The sequence below is a fragment of the Alkaliphilus crotonatoxidans genome (assembly GCF_054658015.1).
The window spans coordinates 190943-209232 of the sequence record NZ_BAAHXS010000006.1; the positions used below are offsets into that span (position 1 = coordinate 190943).

Here is an 18290-nt window from a genome sequence, read left to right on the forward strand (position 1 = left end):
ATGGTGCATAATCCAACATATAGAGTTATTTCAATACTTCAGGCTATTTCTAATCATCCTGGTGGGTTTACCCTCAGTGAATTAACCAAAAAAACCGATATTCCCCTGGGCACAATTTCGCCTATACTGAAAACATTATTGGATTTTAGATTCCTGGAATTGGACCGCACTACCAATAAATATACAATAGGTATCCAGGCATATTACATAGGTTCCTCTTTTACCAGCAAAAATTCTACCTTGGATTTAATTCGTCAGGAGATGAATTCACTTTCTAATGACTGTAATGAGACTTGTCAGTTAGGTATTCTAAAAGAGGGGCAGGTCTTTTATTTGCTAAAGGTGGAAGGGCAGGAACCCATCAGGGTTGTATCAGAGGTTGGACGAAGCTTACCGGCATATTCGACGGCCTTAGGAAAAGCAATTTTATCCCGTCATACTGAAGAAGAGCTAGATCTAATTTACCCAGAAGGCTTACTTCCCCTTACCTCCAGAACAATTACAGATATGAATGTATTAAAAGGGCAGCTGCAGGATGTTCGAATAAACGGATTCGCTACGGAAGATGGAGAAAGTGGAGAGCATACAAGCTGTATTGCCGTTCCAATATGTGAAAATCGTGAGGTGGTTGCGGGGCTCAGTGTCGTTTTCCCCAGCTTTCGAAAAACAGAAGAGAAAAAAGAGCTGATCAAAAAGTCATTGCTGAAGTATAAAAATAATATCGAAAAAATTTTAATTGATCATAATTTATTATAAAAGTAAGAGAAGATACTCTGAAACTATTGCAAGAATTGGCATAGTTTTAGGTATCTTCTATTTTTATGTAGAAATAGCATATATTTTTTCTTACAAAGATATTGATTTTCGTATATAAATAAGTTATCATATATACGAAAAAACAAATTTAAAGAGGGGGAATCTTAAATGGAATTCAGAAGTGAAAAGACCTTGAGGGGAATCGAAAATCAGTATTATCGAGCCACTTATAAATCCATGGGCTATACAACTGATGATTTGCGTCGTCCAATTATAGGGATTGCAAATTCCTGGAATGAGGGTGTACCCGGACACTTTAATTTACGACAGGTGGCACAACGGGTGAGGGATGGAATCTATCGTGCCGGTGGAACCCCTGTAGAATTCGGAACCATTGCATGCTGCGATGGAATGGCCCAGGGACATGATGGAATGCATTTTATCCTACCTTCCCGTCAAGTTATTTGTGACAGTGTGGAAACCTTTGCCCAGACCCAATTATTGGATGCCATTGTATTACTGGGTTCATGCGATAAAATTGTACCGGGTATGCTAATGGCGGCGGCTAGACTGGATATTCCATGTATACTGATACCTGGAGGTCCCATGGAAGGCGGTATTGAATTTGACGGCAGGCAGTCTGATCAGACCTCCAGTGCCGAGGCATTGGGAATGCTGAGTGCAGGAAAGATCACTGAGGATGAATATACTGTCCTGGAGAACTTAAGCTGCCCAAGCTGCGGCTCCTGTTCCTATCTTGGAACAGCCAATACCATGTGCTGTCTGTCGGAGGCTCTGGGAATGACCTTACCCGATGGCGGAATGATTCCTGCAACCTCCGCTGACCGTTTAAGAATTGCCCAAGAAACCGGGATTAAAATTGTAGAATTGACCAAGAAAAAAATAACGGCTCGTCAGATCATCACCGAAAGTGCTGTTCGTAATGCCATTAAGGTTTGTCTAGCAATCAGCGGCAGTACCAATGCAGTGATGCATTTAACCGCAATTGCCCATGAGGCGGAGCTGGATATAAATGTGTTGGAAGCATTTGACGAATTAAGCCGTAATATCCCCCAGGTGGCAAAGATTAATCCATCCAGTCAGTACAATTGTATTGATTTCCACAGGGCCGGAGGCGTACCACGGGTGATGGAAGCCCTAAGGACAAAACTAGACCTGGATGCCATGACCGTTACAGGCCGAACAGTTCAGGAAAATATTGAGTCCCATCGCTATCAATACCCCGAAGATACACGGGTGATCCGTTCAGTAGAGGAGCCCTTTGGGTTCCAGGGAGGTGTAGCGGTATTAAGGGGGAACCTGGCACCAGAAACCGGCGTCACTAAACCTGGGGCCTTTGATAAGAGCCTTTATCATTTTATCGGCGAGGCAATTTGCTTTGACAGTGAGGAAGCGGCAGAGGAAGCAATATTAAAGGGAAAGGTTAGAGATGGACATGTTGTTGTCATTCGTTATGAAGGACCCAAAGGCGGCCCTGGAATGCGTGAAATGTTTAAAGCCATGAAGTATTTATATGGTCGAGGATTAGCCAAAACAACAGCCTTAATCACAGACGGAAGATTTTCAGGAACAAACAATGGTTGCTTTGTAGGGCACATTTCTCCTGAGGCGGCTGAAGGCGGTCCGATTGCTATTGTTAAAGATGGAGATAAAATTGAAATTGATGTTGATAACCGTAGCATAAAATTGTTGGTAAGTGATGAAGAAATTGCAGCGAGAATGAAAGGATGGAAACGACCTGAACCAAAGTTTAAAAGAGGTTACCTGGCCCTTTATTCTAAATTTGCTGCTTCAGGCTCTGAAGGCGGGATATTGAAGATTTAATGATGAAAAGAGAGAGGTGAATTAAATGAGTGTATCTGCCCTAGGGGCCATATTAGCATTGGTAATTGCAATCGTTTTAATATTGAAAAAGGTTCCGCCGACCTATGCCATGATTATCGGTGCCATAATTGGCGGATTAGTTGGGGGAGTAGGGTTATCCAATACAGTCACCTATATGATAGACGGTACAAAAAATATCGTTTCGGCCATTATTAGAATCGTAGCGGCCGGCGTACTGGCAGGAACATTGATTGAATCAGGTGCAGCTGCCCGCATTGCAGAATCAATTGTAAAAAAGATGGGTACCCAAAATGCCTTGCTGGCCATGACCCTGGCTACCTGGATGTTGACTGCTGTAGGCGTTTTTGGCGACGTGGCCGTCATTACTGTTTCTCCCATTGCCATCCAAATTGCCCAAAAAGCAGGGTATCGAAAATTGGGTATATTAATTGCCATGATCGGCGGCGTGAAGGCAGGAAATGTTATGAGTCCAAACCCCAATGCCATTGCAGCGGCAGAAGCCTTTAATGTACCCCTTACATCGATGATGGCGGCTGGTATACCTGCTGCCGTTACTGCAATAATTATTACAACCCTCATTGCCAATCGGCTGTCTAAAAAGGGAACAGAGGTTATTAATGAAAATACTGTGGAAAATCAAGAAAACCTGCCAAGCCTGGCAGCTTCCCTGGCAGGGCCTGCTGTAACAATTCTTCTTTTACTTTGCCGTCCCCTCTTTAATATTACCATCGACCCATTAATAGCATTGCCCGTAGGAGGGTTGGTTGGCATCCTGGCAATGGGGAAAATAAAGCATACCATCTCTTATTTAGAGTTTGGTCTGGGAAAAATGAGCGGCGTAGCCATGTTGTTGATTGGAACAGGAACCTTGGCAGGAATTATTGCCCATTCAACTTTAAAAGATGTGATCATTCAGTCGTTAAATTCCGTTGGACTGCCAGCCTTTTTACTGGCGCCGATTTCCGGTATTTTAATGGGAGCAGCTTCAGCCTCTTCAACAGCAGGTACAGCTTTGGCAAGTCAGGTATTTGGCGAAACAATCTTATCCTATGGTGTAGCCGCCTTGGCCGCTGGTGCAATGATTCATTCCGGCAGCTTTGTGTTTGACGGTCTTCCCCATGGCTCCTTTTTTCATGTTAGCGCCGGAAGTGTTAATATGGAAATCAAAGAAAGATTAAAGCTTATTTCCTACGAGTCGCTGATTGGAATTTCAATGGTAACCATTTCCACCGTTCTATATGGTGTAGTTAAAATTTTAAGGTAGGTGAATGATATGCAGGCAGAAATTGTAACACCGGCGTTGACGGTATTTAATGATGACGGAAGCATTGATTATCAAGGTAATAGAAGATTGATACGTCATTTAATTGATCATGGTGTAGATGGAATTGTGCCCTTAGGAAGCACCGGGGAATTTACCACCCTTTCCGTCGATCAAAAAATAGATTTTTTAGATTTTTATTTATCTGAAATTGATGGAAGTGTCAAGGTTTTACCTGGAACAGGCTCTATTGATTACAGGCAGACCATTGAGCTCTCCAATTTCGCTTTAAAAAGAGGGGCAGAGGGAGTGCTTATTATCGGCCAGTACTATTATGGAATGACCCAGGCGGATATTTTTCATTATTATGATTATCTGGCCAAACGCATCGAGGGAAATATTTACTTATATAATTTTCCCGCCCGAACCCATACAGACTTCACACCCGAAACGGTTGTCAGATTACTTCAATCCAATAACAACATTGTGGGAATGAAGGAATCGGTTTCGTCCTTTGGCCATACAAGGGATTTAATGCAGGTGATTAAAAAAGACTTTCCTGATTTTAAAATGTATTCAGGATTCGATGATCAATTTCTGGATAACGTCGACTTTGGAGGCCAAGGCTCAATTGGTGCCCTATCCAATCTCTTTCCGGAGCTTTGGTCTAAATGGGTAAAAGCCAAAAATGGCGGCAATTATGAACAAATTATTGACATTAAGCAAAAGATTTTAGCACTGATGAGGCTATATGATATTGAATGTAATTGCTTCGGATTGTTTAAAGAAATTTTAAAGGAAAGGGGGCTGGATATCAATACAACAACGTTATTTCCCTTTGAGAGGGTGAGAAGGGAATCTGTAGAAGAGGCCCTGAAAATTATTGCAACGGTAATGGATGAATAATGTATAGCTGTAATATGCCGGTTATGGTGAAATTTCACCATAACCGGTTTTTTGTTAGATTAAAGCCCATTGGTCAGGGAAAAGCATATTGATAGGGGGATATCCAATTCCTGACGGTTTGTGTTTGTGCCTAAAGTCTTTATAAATGAAAAGCTGAACCTCGAGAGGATGTTAATACAACTCATCGATTTTTATTTAGAAAAAAAGGTTGGCAATTCCTTTGCAATTTTAACCAACATTTCTGCCATGAAACGGGCAGATTTATTCATATCCTCATCAAGCCATTTTTGAATGACCCCTACACAGCCGGTAATGGTAAAGGAATAAATATATTCTGCATCATCCTTTGAAAGGGCATATTCGTCAATCAGCTCCTTGATATTCTTGTCATATACCAGCATCATGACCTTTTTTTGAAAGTTCAAGTCGCCCCGCTCACTTAACAGCAATTTACATAGCTCGGCGTTTTCCTTTATATATTCAAATATTTTCTCTATCATTTCCACCAGGTTGATATCAGCCTTACTCTTAATGTACTCCTCTAAATAAGAACCAACATTTTGAAACAGCTCATCCTCAATCTTTCTCATCAAATCATATTGATCAGCATAATGGGCGTAAAAGGTTGCCCGGTTGATATCAGCCTCTTCACAAATTTCCTTAACAGTGATTTTAGCAATATCCTTTTTGGTCAGTAATTTGATAAAGCTTTCCTTCAATATCATCTTTGTGTACTTAACCCTGCGGTCAACCTTTGTATTTTTCATCAAATATTCCTCCAATTTTAATTAAGGCGTTGCTTTTTAAACAGAAGTTAGATATTTGTTTAACAACAAACATATTTAAAGCATCTGTCTGTTGACTATTAGTCATGATGATTATATTATACACATAGATTATTGTCAACGAGGTGTTTAATAAAATCAAGGAGGTTACCAATGGATCGTTATTGTTACTTTATTATGAAACACAAAAAGTCGGTTATCTTTGTATTTTTCCTGCTTACCCTTATGAGTACAATCTTTGCTATGATGGTTGGCGTTAATTATGACTTGGGGGATTATCTGCCTAAGGAAGCCCAGTCCACCACTGCAATAACGGTAATGGAGGGAGCCTTTGGAAGTGATTTTCCTAATGCAAGGGCAATGATTTTCAATGTAAGCATACAGGAGGCCTTGGAATACAAAAAAAGAATCGGTGAAATAGAAGGGGTCTCTTCAGTGACCTGGCTGGATGATGCGGTAGGTATTCAGACCCTGCTTACCATACCGGTTGAATTTTTAGATCCTGCAATTGTAAAGAATTATCTTATAGATAACAATGCGCTAATGACAATATCCATTGAAGGGGGCCAGGAGCAAAATGCTGTCAGAGCCCTGCGTAACCTAATCGGGCCAGACAATGCCCTGGCAGGTGATTCCATCAATACGGCAACTACCCAGGAAATGTCCTTCTCGGAAGTAATCAAGGCAATGATTATATTACTGCCTATTATCATTATCATACTGATTCTTTCCACCACCTCCTGGGTGGAACCTCTGTTGTTTTTGATTTCCATTGGGGTTGCTGTTCTTCTCAATTTAGGAACCAATATTCTGTTCGGTGAAATCTCATTCATCACCCAAACCATCAGCCCAATACTACAGTTGGCCGTATCATTGGATTATGCCATTTTTTTGATGCACAGCTTCAATGAATACAAAATGACTCTTGCGCCCCAAGAAGCCATGGTGCAGGCTATGAAGAAAGTATTCTCCACCGTGGGGGCCAGTGCGGCAACCACCGTTGTAGGATTCTTAGCCTTAACCTTTATGCGGTTTGGAATTGGCTTTGACCTGGGGCTGAATCTTGTAAAGGGTGTATTACTCAGTTTTATATCAGTAATGGTATTGATGCCTGCCCTTGTCCTTGTCTGCCACAGGCTGGTGGATCAAACAAGACATTCCAGACTGATACCTGATTTTCGAGGGGCGGGCAGATGGTTGATGAAAATTAGAATTCCATTTTTTATTCTTGCCCTATTCATTGTCATCCCCAGCTTTCTGGCACAGTCAAATATAGAATTCCAGTATGGAACGGGAGGGGTTACGGGGGTCTCCCGTGCAGGAAAGGATAATGCCTTAATTGAAGAACAATTCGGGAAGGAAAATCAGCTGGCTTTACTGGTTCCCAGGGGAGATACCGGAAAAGAATTGGAGCTGTGCCATGACCTGGCAGAGATTCCCCGTGTTAAGACGGTGATTTCTTATGTTACTTCGGTTGGTGCCGAAATTCCATATGAATATGTGCCGAATGAGGTGGTAAATCAGTTTTATTCTGAGGATTTTGCAAGAATGATTCTGTATACCAATATGCCTGAGGAGGGCAGTGAGAGCTTTAATACAGTAAAGGCCGTTTTAGATACGGCGGCAAAGTATTATCCTGAATATTACTTGGCAGGTCAAAGTGCCACCCTTTACGATATGAAAAATATCGTATCGAAGGATACAAGACTTGTGAATATGATTGCCATTATTGGAATATTCATTGTCCTGCTGTTAACCTTTAAATCCTGTTCTATACCGGTAATTTTGTTATTCACCATTGAAACGGCCATTTGGATCAATCTTTCATTTGCCTATTTTTCAGGGCAATCCTTTAATTTCATCGGCTATTTGGTCATCAGTACGGTACAGCTCGGTGCTACGGTAGACTACGCCATATTATTAACCGACCGTTATTTAAACAGCCGAAGGGAGCTTCCCAAAACAGAAGCCATGAAGGAAACCCTTGACAGGAATCTGATGACGGTTTTAATCTCTTCATCAATCCTGGCGACAGCGGGCTTTACCTTAGGGTTGACATCCTCAAATCCTGTTATAGCTGAGCTTGGAACATTGATGGGGAGAGGTACCCTGTTTTCCTTAACCATGGTGGTGTGTGTGCTGCCGGCACTACTGGTGCTCTTTGATGGGGCAATCCAAAGAACTACACTGGTTAACCTCAGTAACAAGATCAGTTCGAAGGAATAGCGATGGAATCCCACAGCAGCAGGAAATATTATGATGATAAAGGAGGAAGGATGATATGAAGAGGATCGTGGCTTTAATTTTAATGATGGTGATGATGCTTTCATTATCAGTATCGGTCTATGCCGAAACCAAGGCAACAGAAAAAGAAGAGGTTGTTTATGGCATACTAAATAAGGATGGCAGCGTCAGCAGCATTTATGTTGTTAACATTTTTAATGGAGGAGCAATTAAGGATTTTGGAAATTATACAGAAGTACGCAATCTGACTACTTCAGAGAAATTAGAACAAAGAGGCGATGAAATCACCCTAACCACCACGGCCGACAAGCTGTACTACCAGGGTACACTTGCAGCAGCCAATTTACCATGGAATTTTTCTATTCAATATAGGTTGAACGGAAAGGAAATTTCAGCGGATGATTTGGCGGGAAAAAGCGGTACCCTGGAAATTAAAATGGACGTGAAGCAAAACGATCAAGCGAATCCTATATTTTTTGAAGATTATGCCCTGCAAATCACCCTTTCCCTTGATACCAGGCTATGCGACAATATTCAGGCAGAAGGCGCCACCATTGCCAATGCAGGTAGCAAAAAACAGCTTTCCTATACGGCATTGCCTGGAAAAGGCATTGAGTTTTCTATAACAGCCGATGTCCATGACTTTGAAATGGATGCCATTACCATTAATGGAATTCGGTTGTTCTTTGATTTGGCCATTGATGATAGTACCTTTACAGAGGAAATGGCACAGCTTGTCAATGCCATCGCAGAACTTGATAACGGAGCAGGAGAGCTACTGAAGGCCGTTGAGGATTTTCAGAAGGGGATAGGGGAATACATCAATGTCTTAAAGGCATTTACCAAAGGTATATCGGAGCTTGATAAAGGGGTCGATCAGCTCAATAAGGGAGCAATGGCCTTAAAAGATAGGCTGTTTCAATTATCCCAGCAAAATGATATGCTGATGGAGGGAGCCTTGGCAATGCAACAGGCTGTCTTTGATACGGTAAATGGGCAGCTATCTGATTTTAATCCCCAATTTCCCCCTTTGACACCAGAAAATTATAGCGATATTTTAGCTGGTATTTCTGAGCTTGCGGGAGTAAAAACCCAGCTTGACAATGTCGTAAATTTTACAAAGGGGCTAAAAGGCTATACAGGTGGGGTTGCCCACTTACAAGCAGGAGCCTCTGACCTGGCAAGTGGTACCACAATTTTAAAGGCATCTTCGTCAGAAGTCTATTCTTTGGCGAATAGGCTATATTTTGCTGGTGAAGAGCTGAATGATGCCGTGAAAAAATTACGGAATGGCTTTACTTCTTATAAAATGGGTACAAATGAATTTAGAAGCCAAACTGCTCATCTTGATGCCGCCATAGACAGCCAAATCGACGAAATCCTTACGGGCCTTATGGGAGGGGATCGGATCATCTCCTTCGTGTCTGATAAAAACACAAATACCACTGACCTTCAGTTCGTGTTAAGAGCTGATCCAATCGAGAAACAAGGAATTGAAATTAAAGATCAGGGGCCCTCTGCTCGATTGAATTTTTGGCAAAAGCTGTTGAGGCTGTTTGGATTGTACTGATAGCATCAAAACTCCTCCCTTTATTAGAGAGTAAGGGAGGAGTTTTGATCTTGCTTAATATTATTCCAAATTCAGCTTTCTTTTTAATAGCCAATTGGTTATTGCAAAATAGGCGGCAGATAACAGGGCGGAAAATAGAATATAGAAAACTAATAATTTCATGGCCTCGACAGGGGTTGGTTGGGATGATGCCAACAGATTTTGTAGATGCCTTCGGCCAAAGCCCACGATGGTTGTAACAATTAAGGCTTGATTAATGATGTACAATAGACCATACATACCGAAGGATGCCATTAGCTTGTGCTTGGAATAGGTATGACCTAAGGTCAAGGCTGCATAAATCATTAATATGGCCATGGCAATGATGAGAAGTAAACCAACGGGTAATAGCAGTAGGAAGGGAGTGCCTAAATATTCCTGAGCCATACGAAATACGTCGATTATTACCTCGTATATATCCTCCACCCTTGCAATCAGCAGCACAGAGACAAAGGCAGTTAGGGTGCTTAAAACAGACCAAAGGCTTGCCACCGTCAGCTTGCTGACAACATGCTGCCAAGTGGCTGCGGGCAGGGTAAACATAAGATATCCCTCATCCTGTAAAAGCCCCTTATAGAACCGTTGAAGAACAATTAACAGGGTAATAACAACCATTCCGACAATAAGGGCGAAGTAGGTAATCATGCCGAGGAAGCCCAGTATCATCTCAAAATTTAAGCCGCCAGAACCAGCAATCATCTCAAAGGGATTCAAGAATCTATTTACAAGGGTAAAAAGCAGTAAAGTGATATATAATGGAACAAAGATCCTGGCGGTGGCCTTTATTTCCCATTTCAATAGCTTTCTTAACATTTGAATACCTCCCTGAATAAAGCGTCTACTGATTTTCCACTTTCCTCTCGAATTTCGTCCACAGCCTTGGTTAAAACAACCTCGCCATCCTTGATAAATATGATATAATCAAGAATTTTTTCTATATCTGATATCAGATGAGTAGAAAGGATAATCGTAGCATTTTCATTATAGTTGTTAAGAATGGTATCTAAAATATAATCCCTTGCGGCAGGATCAACACCGCCAATGGGTTCATCCAGCAAGTAAAGCTCGGCATTTCGGCTCATTACAAGAATAAGCTGTACCTTTTCCTTCGTACCCTTTGACATGGTTTTGAGCCTATCATTGGGATTAATCTTTAATTTGGTCAGCATATCATAGGCCCTTTCGGCATTAAAATCCCCATAAAAGTCTTGAAAAAATTGTATTAATTGCGATACCCTCATCCATTCATTTAAATAGGTTCTTTCAGGCAGATAGGAAACGATTTTCTTTGTTTCGATTCCAGGTTTGTGACCAGCGATTAAAATTTCGCCGCTGGCGGGGGTTAAGAGCTCATTAAAAAGCTTTATTAATGTACTCTTGCCGCTGCCATTGGGCCCTAATAGTCCAATGATTTGTCCCCGGGGTATGGTTAAGTTGATATCATTTAATACCCTTTTATTGCCGTAAAACTTGGTTAAATTTCTACATTCAATAATATTATTCATCCTTTTTAGCCTCCTTTTCCAGTGTGACAGATAGAATATTGATGATTTCTGTACGATCAAAACCCAGCTCGGTCATTTTATTTAAAAAATAGTGAATATGATCCTGCGCTTTTTTTCTTTTAATTTCTTGAACCATTTTCATATCCTCCGTTACAAATCTTCCACTGGTGCGGTTAGTGTACAGCAAGCCATCCTCCTCCAGCTTGGCCAGGGCCCGTTGCATAGTATTGGGATTGACGGCAGCTTCCTTGGCGAGATCCCTTACTGAAGGCAGCCTAGAGCCAGGGGGAAAAATACCAGTACAGACCATTAACTCAATTTGGTCAATTAATTGAGCATAAATGGGTCGATCTGATTGCAGCTCCCAGGTCATTTGATCACTCCTCTGTATTATTGTATTAATCACTTAGTACAATAATACAGATATGTTATTCAATTGTCAAGTCTCTGATGAATCTTTTTTTATAATCCATATTGATAGGCAGTCAGTTGTCTAAATAGGTTAACCTGTTCGGGTATTCTTTATTGGCAAACCGTTAGTATTCTAGTAACAACAAAGAGTTAGGAGGAACAGTATTTTCTGCAAAAATCAGAAAATTACCATATTTATGAATTTTGTTGTTGACAGTCATGTCAAAACTATACTAATATATTATTATACTAATATATTAGTATATCACTAAAATTTAAAGGAGAGATGGAAATGAAGAGGAAACTAATATTGGCATTATCCCTGGTTTTTATCTTGACAACCTTTTCTGCATGCTCAAAGCAAGCAACAACAGGCAGCAATAATGAAAACGATAACATGGTCTTTGTTCTAAAGGTAGGCATGGTGGTTACTGACCAGGACCCCATGTATCTTGGGGCCATGGAGCTGAAAAAAAATGTAGAAGAGCGGACTAACGGAAGAATGAAGGTAGAGGTTTATCCCAGCTCCCAACTGGGTGATACAAAGGATGTTATGGAGCAGGCCAAAATGGGTGCAAACGTTGCTGCCATTTCAGATGCTGCGCTGATGTCGGAAATCGTACCGGAAATAGGCGTCCTGGCGGCCCCTTATGTTGTTGATAATTATGAGGAGGCAGAAAAATTGGTAACCTCTGATTTATTCAAGGGCTGGTACGATAAAGTGGCTGCAAGTGGTTATAAGGTACTGTCCTTTAATTGGTACCAGGGCGACAGACATTTTATGACAAGTAAGCCAGTGGAAAAACCGGAGGACTTAAAGGGCTTAAGGATTAGAACTCCTGGCTCCCCCATATTTACAGACTCAGTTAATGCCATGGGAGCCAATGCTACGGCCCTGGCCTGGGGCGAGGTATACCCTGGCTTACAGCAAAAGGTAATTGATGGGTTTGAGGCCCAATATCCGGCCATCGTAGGGGCCAGACTTTATGAAATTTCAAAATACATAGCTAAAACTGGGCATTTTCAATTAATGTCACCCCTTATAGTGGGCAATCAATTCTTTGAAGCATTACCTGTCGATATACAGCAAATATTGATTGAAGAAGCAGAAAACGCAGGAAGATACGCTTCTCAGCAAACACTTAACAGCCTGACTGAAAACGAAGAGCTAATGAAGGCGGAGGGCGTGACAATTATAGAGGTGAATATAGCACCCTTTAAAGAAGCCAGCCAATCAGTCTATGAAAAAAATAATCTTCTGGAGGCAAAAAAACAGGTCGATGCGCTATTAGGTAAGTAGACTTCTCTAAAAGGAGTGGGATCATGAGTGGGTTTTTAAATATCATTAAAAAAGCTGAAATCTTGATAGGAACGGTGTTGATCACTTTTATTGTTCTACTGGTTTTTATTGCGGCTTTGGTCAGATGGATTGGCTTTCCCATAGCCTGGTCAATCGATGCAGCACAGCTGTTATTTGGCTGGGTGGTGTTTTTAGGAGCAGACATTGCCCTTAAAAATGACAGCCATATTGGTGTAGATATGCTTGTCAACAGGCTTTCCATAAAGACAAGAAGAATAATCAAAATAGTTAATCTTCTCTGTATTCAAGCATTTCTAACTATAATAATCTACCATGGAGTCAATCTGTCAATTGACAACTATGAAAGGCTTTTTAACACCTTACGCTTAAGCTATTCCTATGCAACCATCAGCGTACCGGTGGGATGCACCCTGATGTTTCTCACAAACTGTGAAAAAATATTAAAGGTTATAAAGGAGGCCAGCCAAAAACAGTCGTTAAATGAGGTGAAACACGAGGAGGGAGAGGTTCGATCATGGTAATATTGATATTGATTTTTATTTTATTGCTGTTAATGGGCATGCCCCTTGCTTTCACAATTGGAATTTCCAGTTTAACCTTTTTTATAGTACAATCAAATCTTCCCCTTGGTATAGCAGTACAGAAGATGATCGCTGCTACCCAGTCCTTTCCCCTTTTGGCAGTACCCTTCTTTGTCATGGCAGGGAATTTAATGAATGCCGCAGGAATAACAGAAAGACTGGTAAAATTCTCTACAACCATTACAGGGCACTTAACAGGAGGCTTAGCTCAGGTTTCAGTGATATTATCTGCATTGATGGGCGGTGTCTCGGGGTCAGCCGTTGCCGATGCCGCCATGGAATCAAGATTGTTGGGCCCCGATATGACAAAGCAGGGCTATCCGAAGGGCTACAGCGCCGCTGTAATTGGCTTAACCTCTCTGATTACCGCCACGATTCCTCCCAGCGTTGGGTTGATATTATATGGCTTTACCGGGGAGGTTTCGATAGGCAGGCTCTTTGTTGCCGGAATTATTCCCGGTATGATGATGTGTGGTATATTAATGGGCACTGTATATTTTACAATGAAGGACAAAGAAAAAAAGGGGCTCTGTACCATACCTAAGATGGAAAGGGCGTCCAAAGAAGCCATTACAAAATCCATGATGGAAAGCTTCTGGGCATTATTATTCCCAATTGTTTTAATAGTGACCATTAGATTTGGTATTTTTACCCCTTCAGAGGCAGGGGCCTTCGCCGTAGTGTATGCATTTTTGGTCGGTACCCTTATCTACAAGGAACTAAGCTTTAAGGGGGCAATTGAGGTGCTGCGCCAAACGATAAACGACAATGGAATGATCATGCTGATCATTGCCTGCTCAGGAATTTTTGGGTACGTAATTGTTTACAATCAACTACCCCAAACAATGGCGCAATTCATCACCGGCATCACCACCCACCCCCAGCTACTATTGTTCATCATCCTGTCCTTTTTATTTGTGGCAGGAATGTTTATGGAGGCTACGGTAAATACCTTATTGCTGACACCAATATTTCTTCCAATTGTTAAAAGTGTAGGGATTGATCCGGTACACTTTGGAATTCTAATGATGACCATTATCACGATGGGAGGGATGACCCCGCCGGTGGGGGTTACAATGTACACTACCTGCCAATTGATTGGTTGTCCTACCGAAGAATATGTTAAGGAGTCGGTTCCCTTTATTGCAATGATTGTACTTCAGGTAGTACTTTTGGCGCTGTTCCCGCAGATTGTAATGTGGCTGCCAAATTTATTGTTTCCAGCGTGAATATCAATATAGTTAGTGAAAAAGGTTTTAATTTAGAATCATTACAAAAATGGGAATAAATATGATAGAATTAAATTAATTTAGCATAAAATGACACATTGATTTATATATGCGATGCCAACTGCTGTTGAGGTTAATATAAACAGCATACATATCGATTAAATGACGATAAATTATTTATTTTATGGAGGGTTGTATGAATACAAATGAGATTGCTTTATTTAAACATTCATCTTTTAACATTGGGGATAGTGTATATTACACTCTTCGTAAAAATATTATGACCTTAAATCTAAAGCCTGGTGAAGTTCTGAGTGTTAAGGATATATCAGAAAAATGGAATGTGAGCCGTTCTCCGGTAAGGGATGCGCTAATCAAGCTGGAAAAGGAGGGCCTTGTGGAGATTATTCCTCAAAAGGGAACCACTGTTTCCAAAATTGATTTAAAGCGGGTTTTAGAGGAGCGCTTTCTAAGGGAAAGCCTGGAAGAAAAGGCAATCAGACAATTTATTAAATGCTATAGGGAAAGTGATATAGCCATAATGAAGCACTGTATTGAAATGCAAAAGCAAAGCCTTAAGGATAACGACTATATATCATTTTTAAACTACGATGATAATTTTCATCATGCCTTCTTCAAGGCCATAGATAAGGAAATGTGCTGGGAGATTATAGAGAGTATGTCAGGCCATTATAAAAGAATCAGGCTGATGTCCCTATGGGATCTTGACATACTTTCCAATGTCGTGCTTCAGCATGAGGAAATTTTAGAAAACATATGCAGCAGCAATTTAGCAGGTGCTTCTGAAATACTAATCAAGCATCTTTCCAAGCTTTCCATGGAGGAGCTGGGGCTAATTAAAAAGTATCCTGAATATTTCAAGGAGACAGATGTAGAGGCTACCTTAATGAGGAGCTTTGAGTATTCCCAGGAATAATTTATATGGCTGAACTTTTGAACTTAAGGAATTAGGCTTCTCCTAATGACCTGATATAAAGGTGTATGCCCTTGGGATTAGTTTCAGAAAGGCAGACTAATTTTTTTGAATAAAGCCAAGTTTATTCATACTGATATACTAGTATTTTAGCATAGGAGATGGATATATGAAAATGGTACTTAGATGGTTTGGGAGCAAGCATGATACGGTAACCCTTGAGCAAATAAGACAGATTCCCGGTTGTGTCGGAGTCATAACAACCCTGTATAACGCTCAGCCCGGTGAAGTATGGAGTATTGCTGATATTCAAGCAATGAAGGCCGAGGTGGAAGGATCAGGCCTTGAAATATTGGGGATTGAGAGTGTTAATATACATGATGATATTAAAATTGGCCTCCCCACAAGGGATCAATATATTGAAAATTATATCAAAACCCTAAAGAATCTAGGAAAGGAAGGGATCAACTTAATATGCTATAACTTTATGCCGGTATTTGACTGGACTAGGTCAGATTTGGCAAAGCAAAGGCCAGATGGTTCCTACGTGCTTTCCTATGACCAGGAGCTGATCAATCAAATCGACCCTACCAGGATGTTTGCGGAAATGGACGCAGGCTCCAATGGATTTCTTTTACCTGGCTGGGAGCCAGAGCGGCTGGGCCGGGTAAAGGAATTGTTTGAAATGTATAAGGGAGTAGATGAAGAAAGGCTGTTTGACAATTTAGTATATTTCCTCAAGGCGATCATGCCAACCTGTGAAAAGTATAATATTAAGATGGCTATTCATATGGATGACCCGGCCTGGTCTGTATTTGGCCTGCCAAGGATTGCAAACAATAAAGGAAATATACAAAGGATACTGGATGCTGTGCCTGTAGAAAACAATGGCTTGACCCTGTGTACCGGCTCCCTTGGGTCAGATCCCTCCAATAATATTCCCGATATCATCAGGAGCTTTAAAGGCCGAATTCATTTTGCTCATGTTAGAAATCTAATTCATCTTGGGCCTGGCAAGTTTGATGAGTCGGCCCACCCTTCCTGCGATGGCTCTTTAGATATGTACGAGATCATGCGGGCCCTCTACGAAATAGGCATGACGGGGCCGATTAGACCTGATCATGGAAGAATGATCTGGGGGGAAAAGGCCATGCCAGGCTATGGTCTATATGATCGGGCCCTGGGTGCCTGCTACTTAATGGGTTTATGGGAAGCAATAGCAAAAACCCACAAGCTATCGTCTAAATAAAAATAAGGAGTAGGACAATGAGACTTAACCTAAATGAACTGAAAAAGACTGCCCTTTGGGAATCAGCAGGCTTTAAGCTCCCGAAGTTTAACATAGAGGAGGTTAAGGAAGCCACAAAGAAAGAACCCGTCTGGATTCACCTTGGGGCTGGTAATATTTTTAGAGCCCTTATGGCCAACATGCTGCAAAACATGCTGAATGAAGGCAAGGGTAATAAAGGAGTGATTGCGGCAGGGGATGAGATGATACGGGAATTATACCAAGCCCATGATAACCTGACCTGTCTTGTGACAATAAAGGCCGATGGCACCATAGAAAAAACAATAATAGCCAGTATTGCGGAGTCTTTGGTGCTGGATTCCCAGGAGAAGGCTGATTGGAATAGATTAACGGATATTTTCGCCAGCGCCAGCCTGCAAATGATAAGCTTCACCATTACTGAAAAGGGCTATAGCCTGGTGGATTCCAGGGGTGAGTATCTTCCCGGAGTGATTGAAGATTTTAATAAGGGGCCCCATTCACCAACAAGCTTTATGGGAAAATTGACAACACTGGTTTACGAAAGATATATAAGGGGGAAGCAGCCGGTTTCCCTTGTCAGTATGGACAATTGTTCCCAAAATGGAATCAAGCTGCATAGCGCTGTACTGGCCTATGCAAGGGCTTGGGAAGAAAGGGAGCTGGCAGCCCCAGGCTTCGTAGAATACATTAATAATCCTAACCAGGTGGCCTTCCCCTGGACTATGATCGACAAAATTACGCCCAGGCCCGACCCTGGTATTAGAAGTATGCTTCAGGAATGTGGCTTTGAGGATGTTGAAGATATTGTTACTTCAAGAAAGAGCTATGCAGCTCCCTTTGTAAATGCAGAGGAGCCTGAATATCTCGTAATAGAGGACCTGTTTCCAAATGGCAGACCCAAGCTAGAGGAGGCCGGAGCCATTTTTACTGACAGAGGGACTGTTGAAAGGGTAGAAAAAATGAAGGTATGTACCTGCCTCAATCCCCTGCATACGGCCCTTGCCATCTATGGCTGTCTATTGGGCTACAATTCCATAGCCAAGGAGATGAAGGACCCTCAACTGAAGACTTTGGTGGAAAAAATAGGCTACATGGAGGGACTGCCTGTCGTGGTCAACCCAGAGATCATTGACCCCGGAAGATTTTTAGAGGAGGTCTTAAAGGTCAGGCTTCCCAATCCATTTATGCCTGATACCCCTCAGCGAATTGCAGGCGATACCTCCCAAAAGCTGAGTATTCGCTTTGGTGAGACAATAAAGGCGTATGAAAAAAGGGCAGATATAAAGGCCAAGGATTTAAAATATATTCCCCTGGTGCTGGCAGGGTGGTGCAGGTATCTGATGGGGGTAAATGATGAGGGGAACCAAATGGAGCTAAGTCCTGACCCGTTACTGAAGGAGCTGACGGGCTATCTTAAATCAATTTCTCTGGGAGATAAGGGGCCCTTTCACCAGCAGCTTCAGCCGATACTTTCAAATGAAGCAATCTTCGGAGTTAATCTTTACAAAGTAGGCTTGGGTGAACGGATCGAGGAGTATTTTATGGAGCTGATGGTCGAAAGGGGAGCAGTTAGAAAAACCTTAATCAAATATCTTTAATTATAAATAATTGA

At 41.6% G+C, this 18290-nt stretch carries 16 protein-coding genes; 12 read left to right on the plus strand and 4 right to left on the minus strand.

Translation table 11 applies throughout. The annotated features are described in order from the left end of the window. The 4 genes from ACYQ1I_RS12950 (at window position 1) to ACYQ1I_RS12965 (ending at window position 4789) form a co-directional block, all read left to right on the plus strand. Entirely contained in the window at window positions 1-756 is a 756-nt protein-coding gene (locus tag ACYQ1I_RS12950) for an IclR family transcriptional regulator (RefSeq protein ID WP_459765969.1), read from the plus strand. Window positions 757-924: 168 nt separating this feature from the next. Next, window positions 925-2601, plus strand: a complete 1677-nt coding sequence (gene ilvD, locus ACYQ1I_RS12955; protein ID WP_459765971.1) for a dihydroxy-acid dehydratase — start codon at window positions 925-927, stop codon at window positions 2599-2601. A 25-nt stretch (window positions 2602-2626) separates the two neighbouring features. Beyond that, window positions 2627-3886, plus strand: coding sequence for a GntP family permease (locus ACYQ1I_RS12960; RefSeq protein WP_459765973.1), 1260 nt, complete (start codon window positions 2627-2629; stop codon window positions 3884-3886). Window positions 3887-3895: 9 nt separating this feature from the next. Continuing rightward, window positions 3896-4789: a dihydrodipicolinate synthase family protein gene (locus ACYQ1I_RS12965; RefSeq protein ID WP_459765975.1), complete on the plus strand. Its 894-nt coding sequence runs from the start codon at window positions 3896-3898 to the stop codon at window positions 4787-4789. A 191-nt stretch (window positions 4790-4980) separates the two neighbouring features. Here ACYQ1I_RS12965 and ACYQ1I_RS12970 read toward each other — a convergent pair whose 3' ends face one another. Next, on the minus strand, window positions 4981-5556 hold the full coding sequence (locus tag ACYQ1I_RS12970; RefSeq protein ID WP_459765976.1) for a TetR/AcrR family transcriptional regulator: 576 nt from the start codon (window positions 5554-5556) through the stop codon (window positions 4981-4983). Window positions 5557-5727: 171 nt separating this feature from the next. Between ACYQ1I_RS12970 and ACYQ1I_RS12975 the strand changes: the two genes are divergently transcribed. Both ACYQ1I_RS12975 and ACYQ1I_RS12980 read left to right on the plus strand, forming a co-directional pair. After that, complete coding sequence (locus ACYQ1I_RS12975; RefSeq protein ID WP_459765978.1) at window positions 5728-7800, plus strand: efflux RND transporter permease subunit; 2073 nt, start codon at window positions 5728-5730, stop codon at window positions 7798-7800. 55 nt (window positions 7801-7855) lie between these two features. Next, complete coding sequence (locus ACYQ1I_RS12980; RefSeq protein ID WP_459765980.1) at window positions 7856-9388, plus strand: hypothetical protein; 1533 nt, start codon at window positions 7856-7858, stop codon at window positions 9386-9388. 60 nt (window positions 9389-9448) lie between these two features. Here ACYQ1I_RS12980 and ACYQ1I_RS12985 read toward each other — a convergent pair whose 3' ends face one another. The 3 genes from ACYQ1I_RS12985 to ACYQ1I_RS12995 are packed head-to-tail and all read right to left on the minus strand — an operon-like array spanning window position 9449 to window position 11305. Next, window positions 9449-10240, minus strand: a complete 792-nt coding sequence (locus tag ACYQ1I_RS12985) for a hypothetical protein (protein WP_459765982.1) — start codon at window positions 10238-10240, stop codon at window positions 9449-9451. After that, window positions 10234-10932 carry an ABC transporter ATP-binding protein gene (locus ACYQ1I_RS12990; RefSeq protein WP_459765984.1) on the minus strand — a complete coding sequence of 233 codons (699 nt, stop codon included), beginning with the start codon at window positions 10930-10932 and terminating at the stop codon, window positions 10234-10236. Before ACYQ1I_RS12990 ends, ACYQ1I_RS12985 begins: the two co-directional genes overlap by 7 nt. Further along, window positions 10925-11305, minus strand: coding sequence for a GntR family transcriptional regulator (locus ACYQ1I_RS12995; protein ID WP_459765986.1), 381 nt, complete (start codon window positions 11303-11305; stop codon window positions 10925-10927). Before ACYQ1I_RS12995 ends, ACYQ1I_RS12990 begins: the two co-directional genes overlap by 8 nt. A 330-nt stretch (window positions 11306-11635) precedes the next feature. On the opposite strand from ACYQ1I_RS12995, the gene ACYQ1I_RS13000 reads away from it, so the two are divergent. The 6 genes from ACYQ1I_RS13000 (at window position 11636) to ACYQ1I_RS13025 (ending at window position 18276) form a co-directional block, all read left to right on the plus strand. Then, window positions 11636-12643, plus strand: a complete 1008-nt coding sequence (locus ACYQ1I_RS13000) for a C4-dicarboxylate TRAP transporter substrate-binding protein (RefSeq protein WP_459765988.1) — start codon at window positions 11636-11638, stop codon at window positions 12641-12643. 23 nt (window positions 12644-12666) lie between these two features. Next, window positions 12667-13185 carry a TRAP transporter small permease gene (locus ACYQ1I_RS13005; protein ID WP_459765990.1) on the plus strand — a complete coding sequence of 173 codons (519 nt, stop codon included), beginning with the start codon at window positions 12667-12669 and terminating at the stop codon, window positions 13183-13185. Beyond that, entirely contained in the window at window positions 13179-14474 is a 1296-nt protein-coding gene (locus ACYQ1I_RS13010; protein WP_459765992.1) for a TRAP transporter large permease, read from the plus strand. The genes ACYQ1I_RS13005 and ACYQ1I_RS13010 overlap by 7 nt, the downstream gene beginning before the upstream one ends. A gap of 196 nt (window positions 14475-14670) precedes the next feature. Next, window positions 14671-15411 (plus strand): GntR family transcriptional regulator, encoded by a 741-nt coding sequence (locus ACYQ1I_RS13015; protein WP_459765994.1) that lies wholly within the window; start codon window positions 14671-14673, stop codon window positions 15409-15411. Between the two features lie 166 nt (window positions 15412-15577). Beyond that, a complete protein-coding gene (locus ACYQ1I_RS13020; RefSeq protein WP_459765996.1) occupies window positions 15578-16657 on the plus strand; it encodes a mannonate dehydratase in 1080 nt (359 codons plus the stop codon). A 17-nt stretch (window positions 16658-16674) separates the two neighbouring features. Further along, window positions 16675-18276, plus strand: a complete 1602-nt coding sequence (locus tag ACYQ1I_RS13025) for a mannitol dehydrogenase family protein (RefSeq protein WP_459765998.1) — start codon at window positions 16675-16677, stop codon at window positions 18274-18276. The last annotated feature ends 14 nt before the right edge of the window (window positions 18277-18290 follow it).

What these genes read in the sequence shown, in the direction of transcription:
- ACYQ1I_RS13025 (WP_459765998.1), top strand. Translation starts at nt 16,675, where the DNA reads ATGAGACTTAACCTAAATGAACTGAAAAAGACTGCCCTTTGGGAATCA.
- ACYQ1I_RS12960 (WP_459765973.1), top strand. Translation starts at nt 2,627, where the DNA reads ATGAGTGTATCTGCCCTAGGGGCCATATTAGCATTGGTAATTGCAATC.
- ACYQ1I_RS12975 (WP_459765978.1), top strand. Translation starts at nt 5,728, where the DNA reads ATGGATCGTTATTGTTACTTTATTATGAAACACAAAAAGTCGGTTATC.
- ACYQ1I_RS13000 (WP_459765988.1), top strand. Translation starts at nt 11,636, where the DNA reads ATGAAGAGGAAACTAATATTGGCATTATCCCTGGTTTTTATCTTGACA.
- ACYQ1I_RS13020 (WP_459765996.1), top strand. Translation starts at nt 15,578, where the DNA reads ATGAAAATGGTACTTAGATGGTTTGGGAGCAAGCATGATACGGTAACC.
- ACYQ1I_RS13010 (WP_459765992.1), top strand. Translation starts at nt 13,179, where the DNA reads ATGGTAATATTGATATTGATTTTTATTTTATTGCTGTTAATGGGCATG.
- ACYQ1I_RS12995 (WP_459765986.1), bottom strand. Translation starts at nt 11,305, where the DNA reads ATGACCTGGGAGCTGCAATCAGATCGACCCATTTATGCTCAATTAATT.
- ACYQ1I_RS12980 (WP_459765980.1), top strand. Translation starts at nt 7,856, where the DNA reads ATGAAGAGGATCGTGGCTTTAATTTTAATGATGGTGATGATGCTTTCA.
- ACYQ1I_RS12990 (WP_459765984.1), bottom strand. Translation starts at nt 10,932, where the DNA reads ATGAATAATATTATTGAATGTAGAAATTTAACCAAGTTTTACGGCAAT.
- ACYQ1I_RS12985 (WP_459765982.1), bottom strand. Translation starts at nt 10,240, where the DNA reads ATGTTAAGAAAGCTATTGAAATGGGAAATAAAGGCCACCGCCAGGATC.
- ACYQ1I_RS13005 (WP_459765990.1), top strand. Translation starts at nt 12,667, where the DNA reads ATGAGTGGGTTTTTAAATATCATTAAAAAAGCTGAAATCTTGATAGGA.
- ACYQ1I_RS12970 (WP_459765976.1), bottom strand. Translation starts at nt 5,556, where the DNA reads ATGAAAAATACAAAGGTTGACCGCAGGGTTAAGTACACAAAGATGATA.
- ACYQ1I_RS13015 (WP_459765994.1), top strand. Translation starts at nt 14,671, where the DNA reads ATGAATACAAATGAGATTGCTTTATTTAAACATTCATCTTTTAACATT.
- ACYQ1I_RS12950 (WP_459765969.1), top strand. Translation starts at nt 1, where the DNA reads ATGGTGCATAATCCAACATATAGAGTTATTTCAATACTTCAGGCTATT.
- ACYQ1I_RS12965 (WP_459765975.1), top strand. Translation starts at nt 3,896, where the DNA reads ATGCAGGCAGAAATTGTAACACCGGCGTTGACGGTATTTAATGATGAC.
- ilvD (WP_459765971.1), top strand. Translation starts at nt 925, where the DNA reads ATGGAATTCAGAAGTGAAAAGACCTTGAGGGGAATCGAAAATCAGTAT.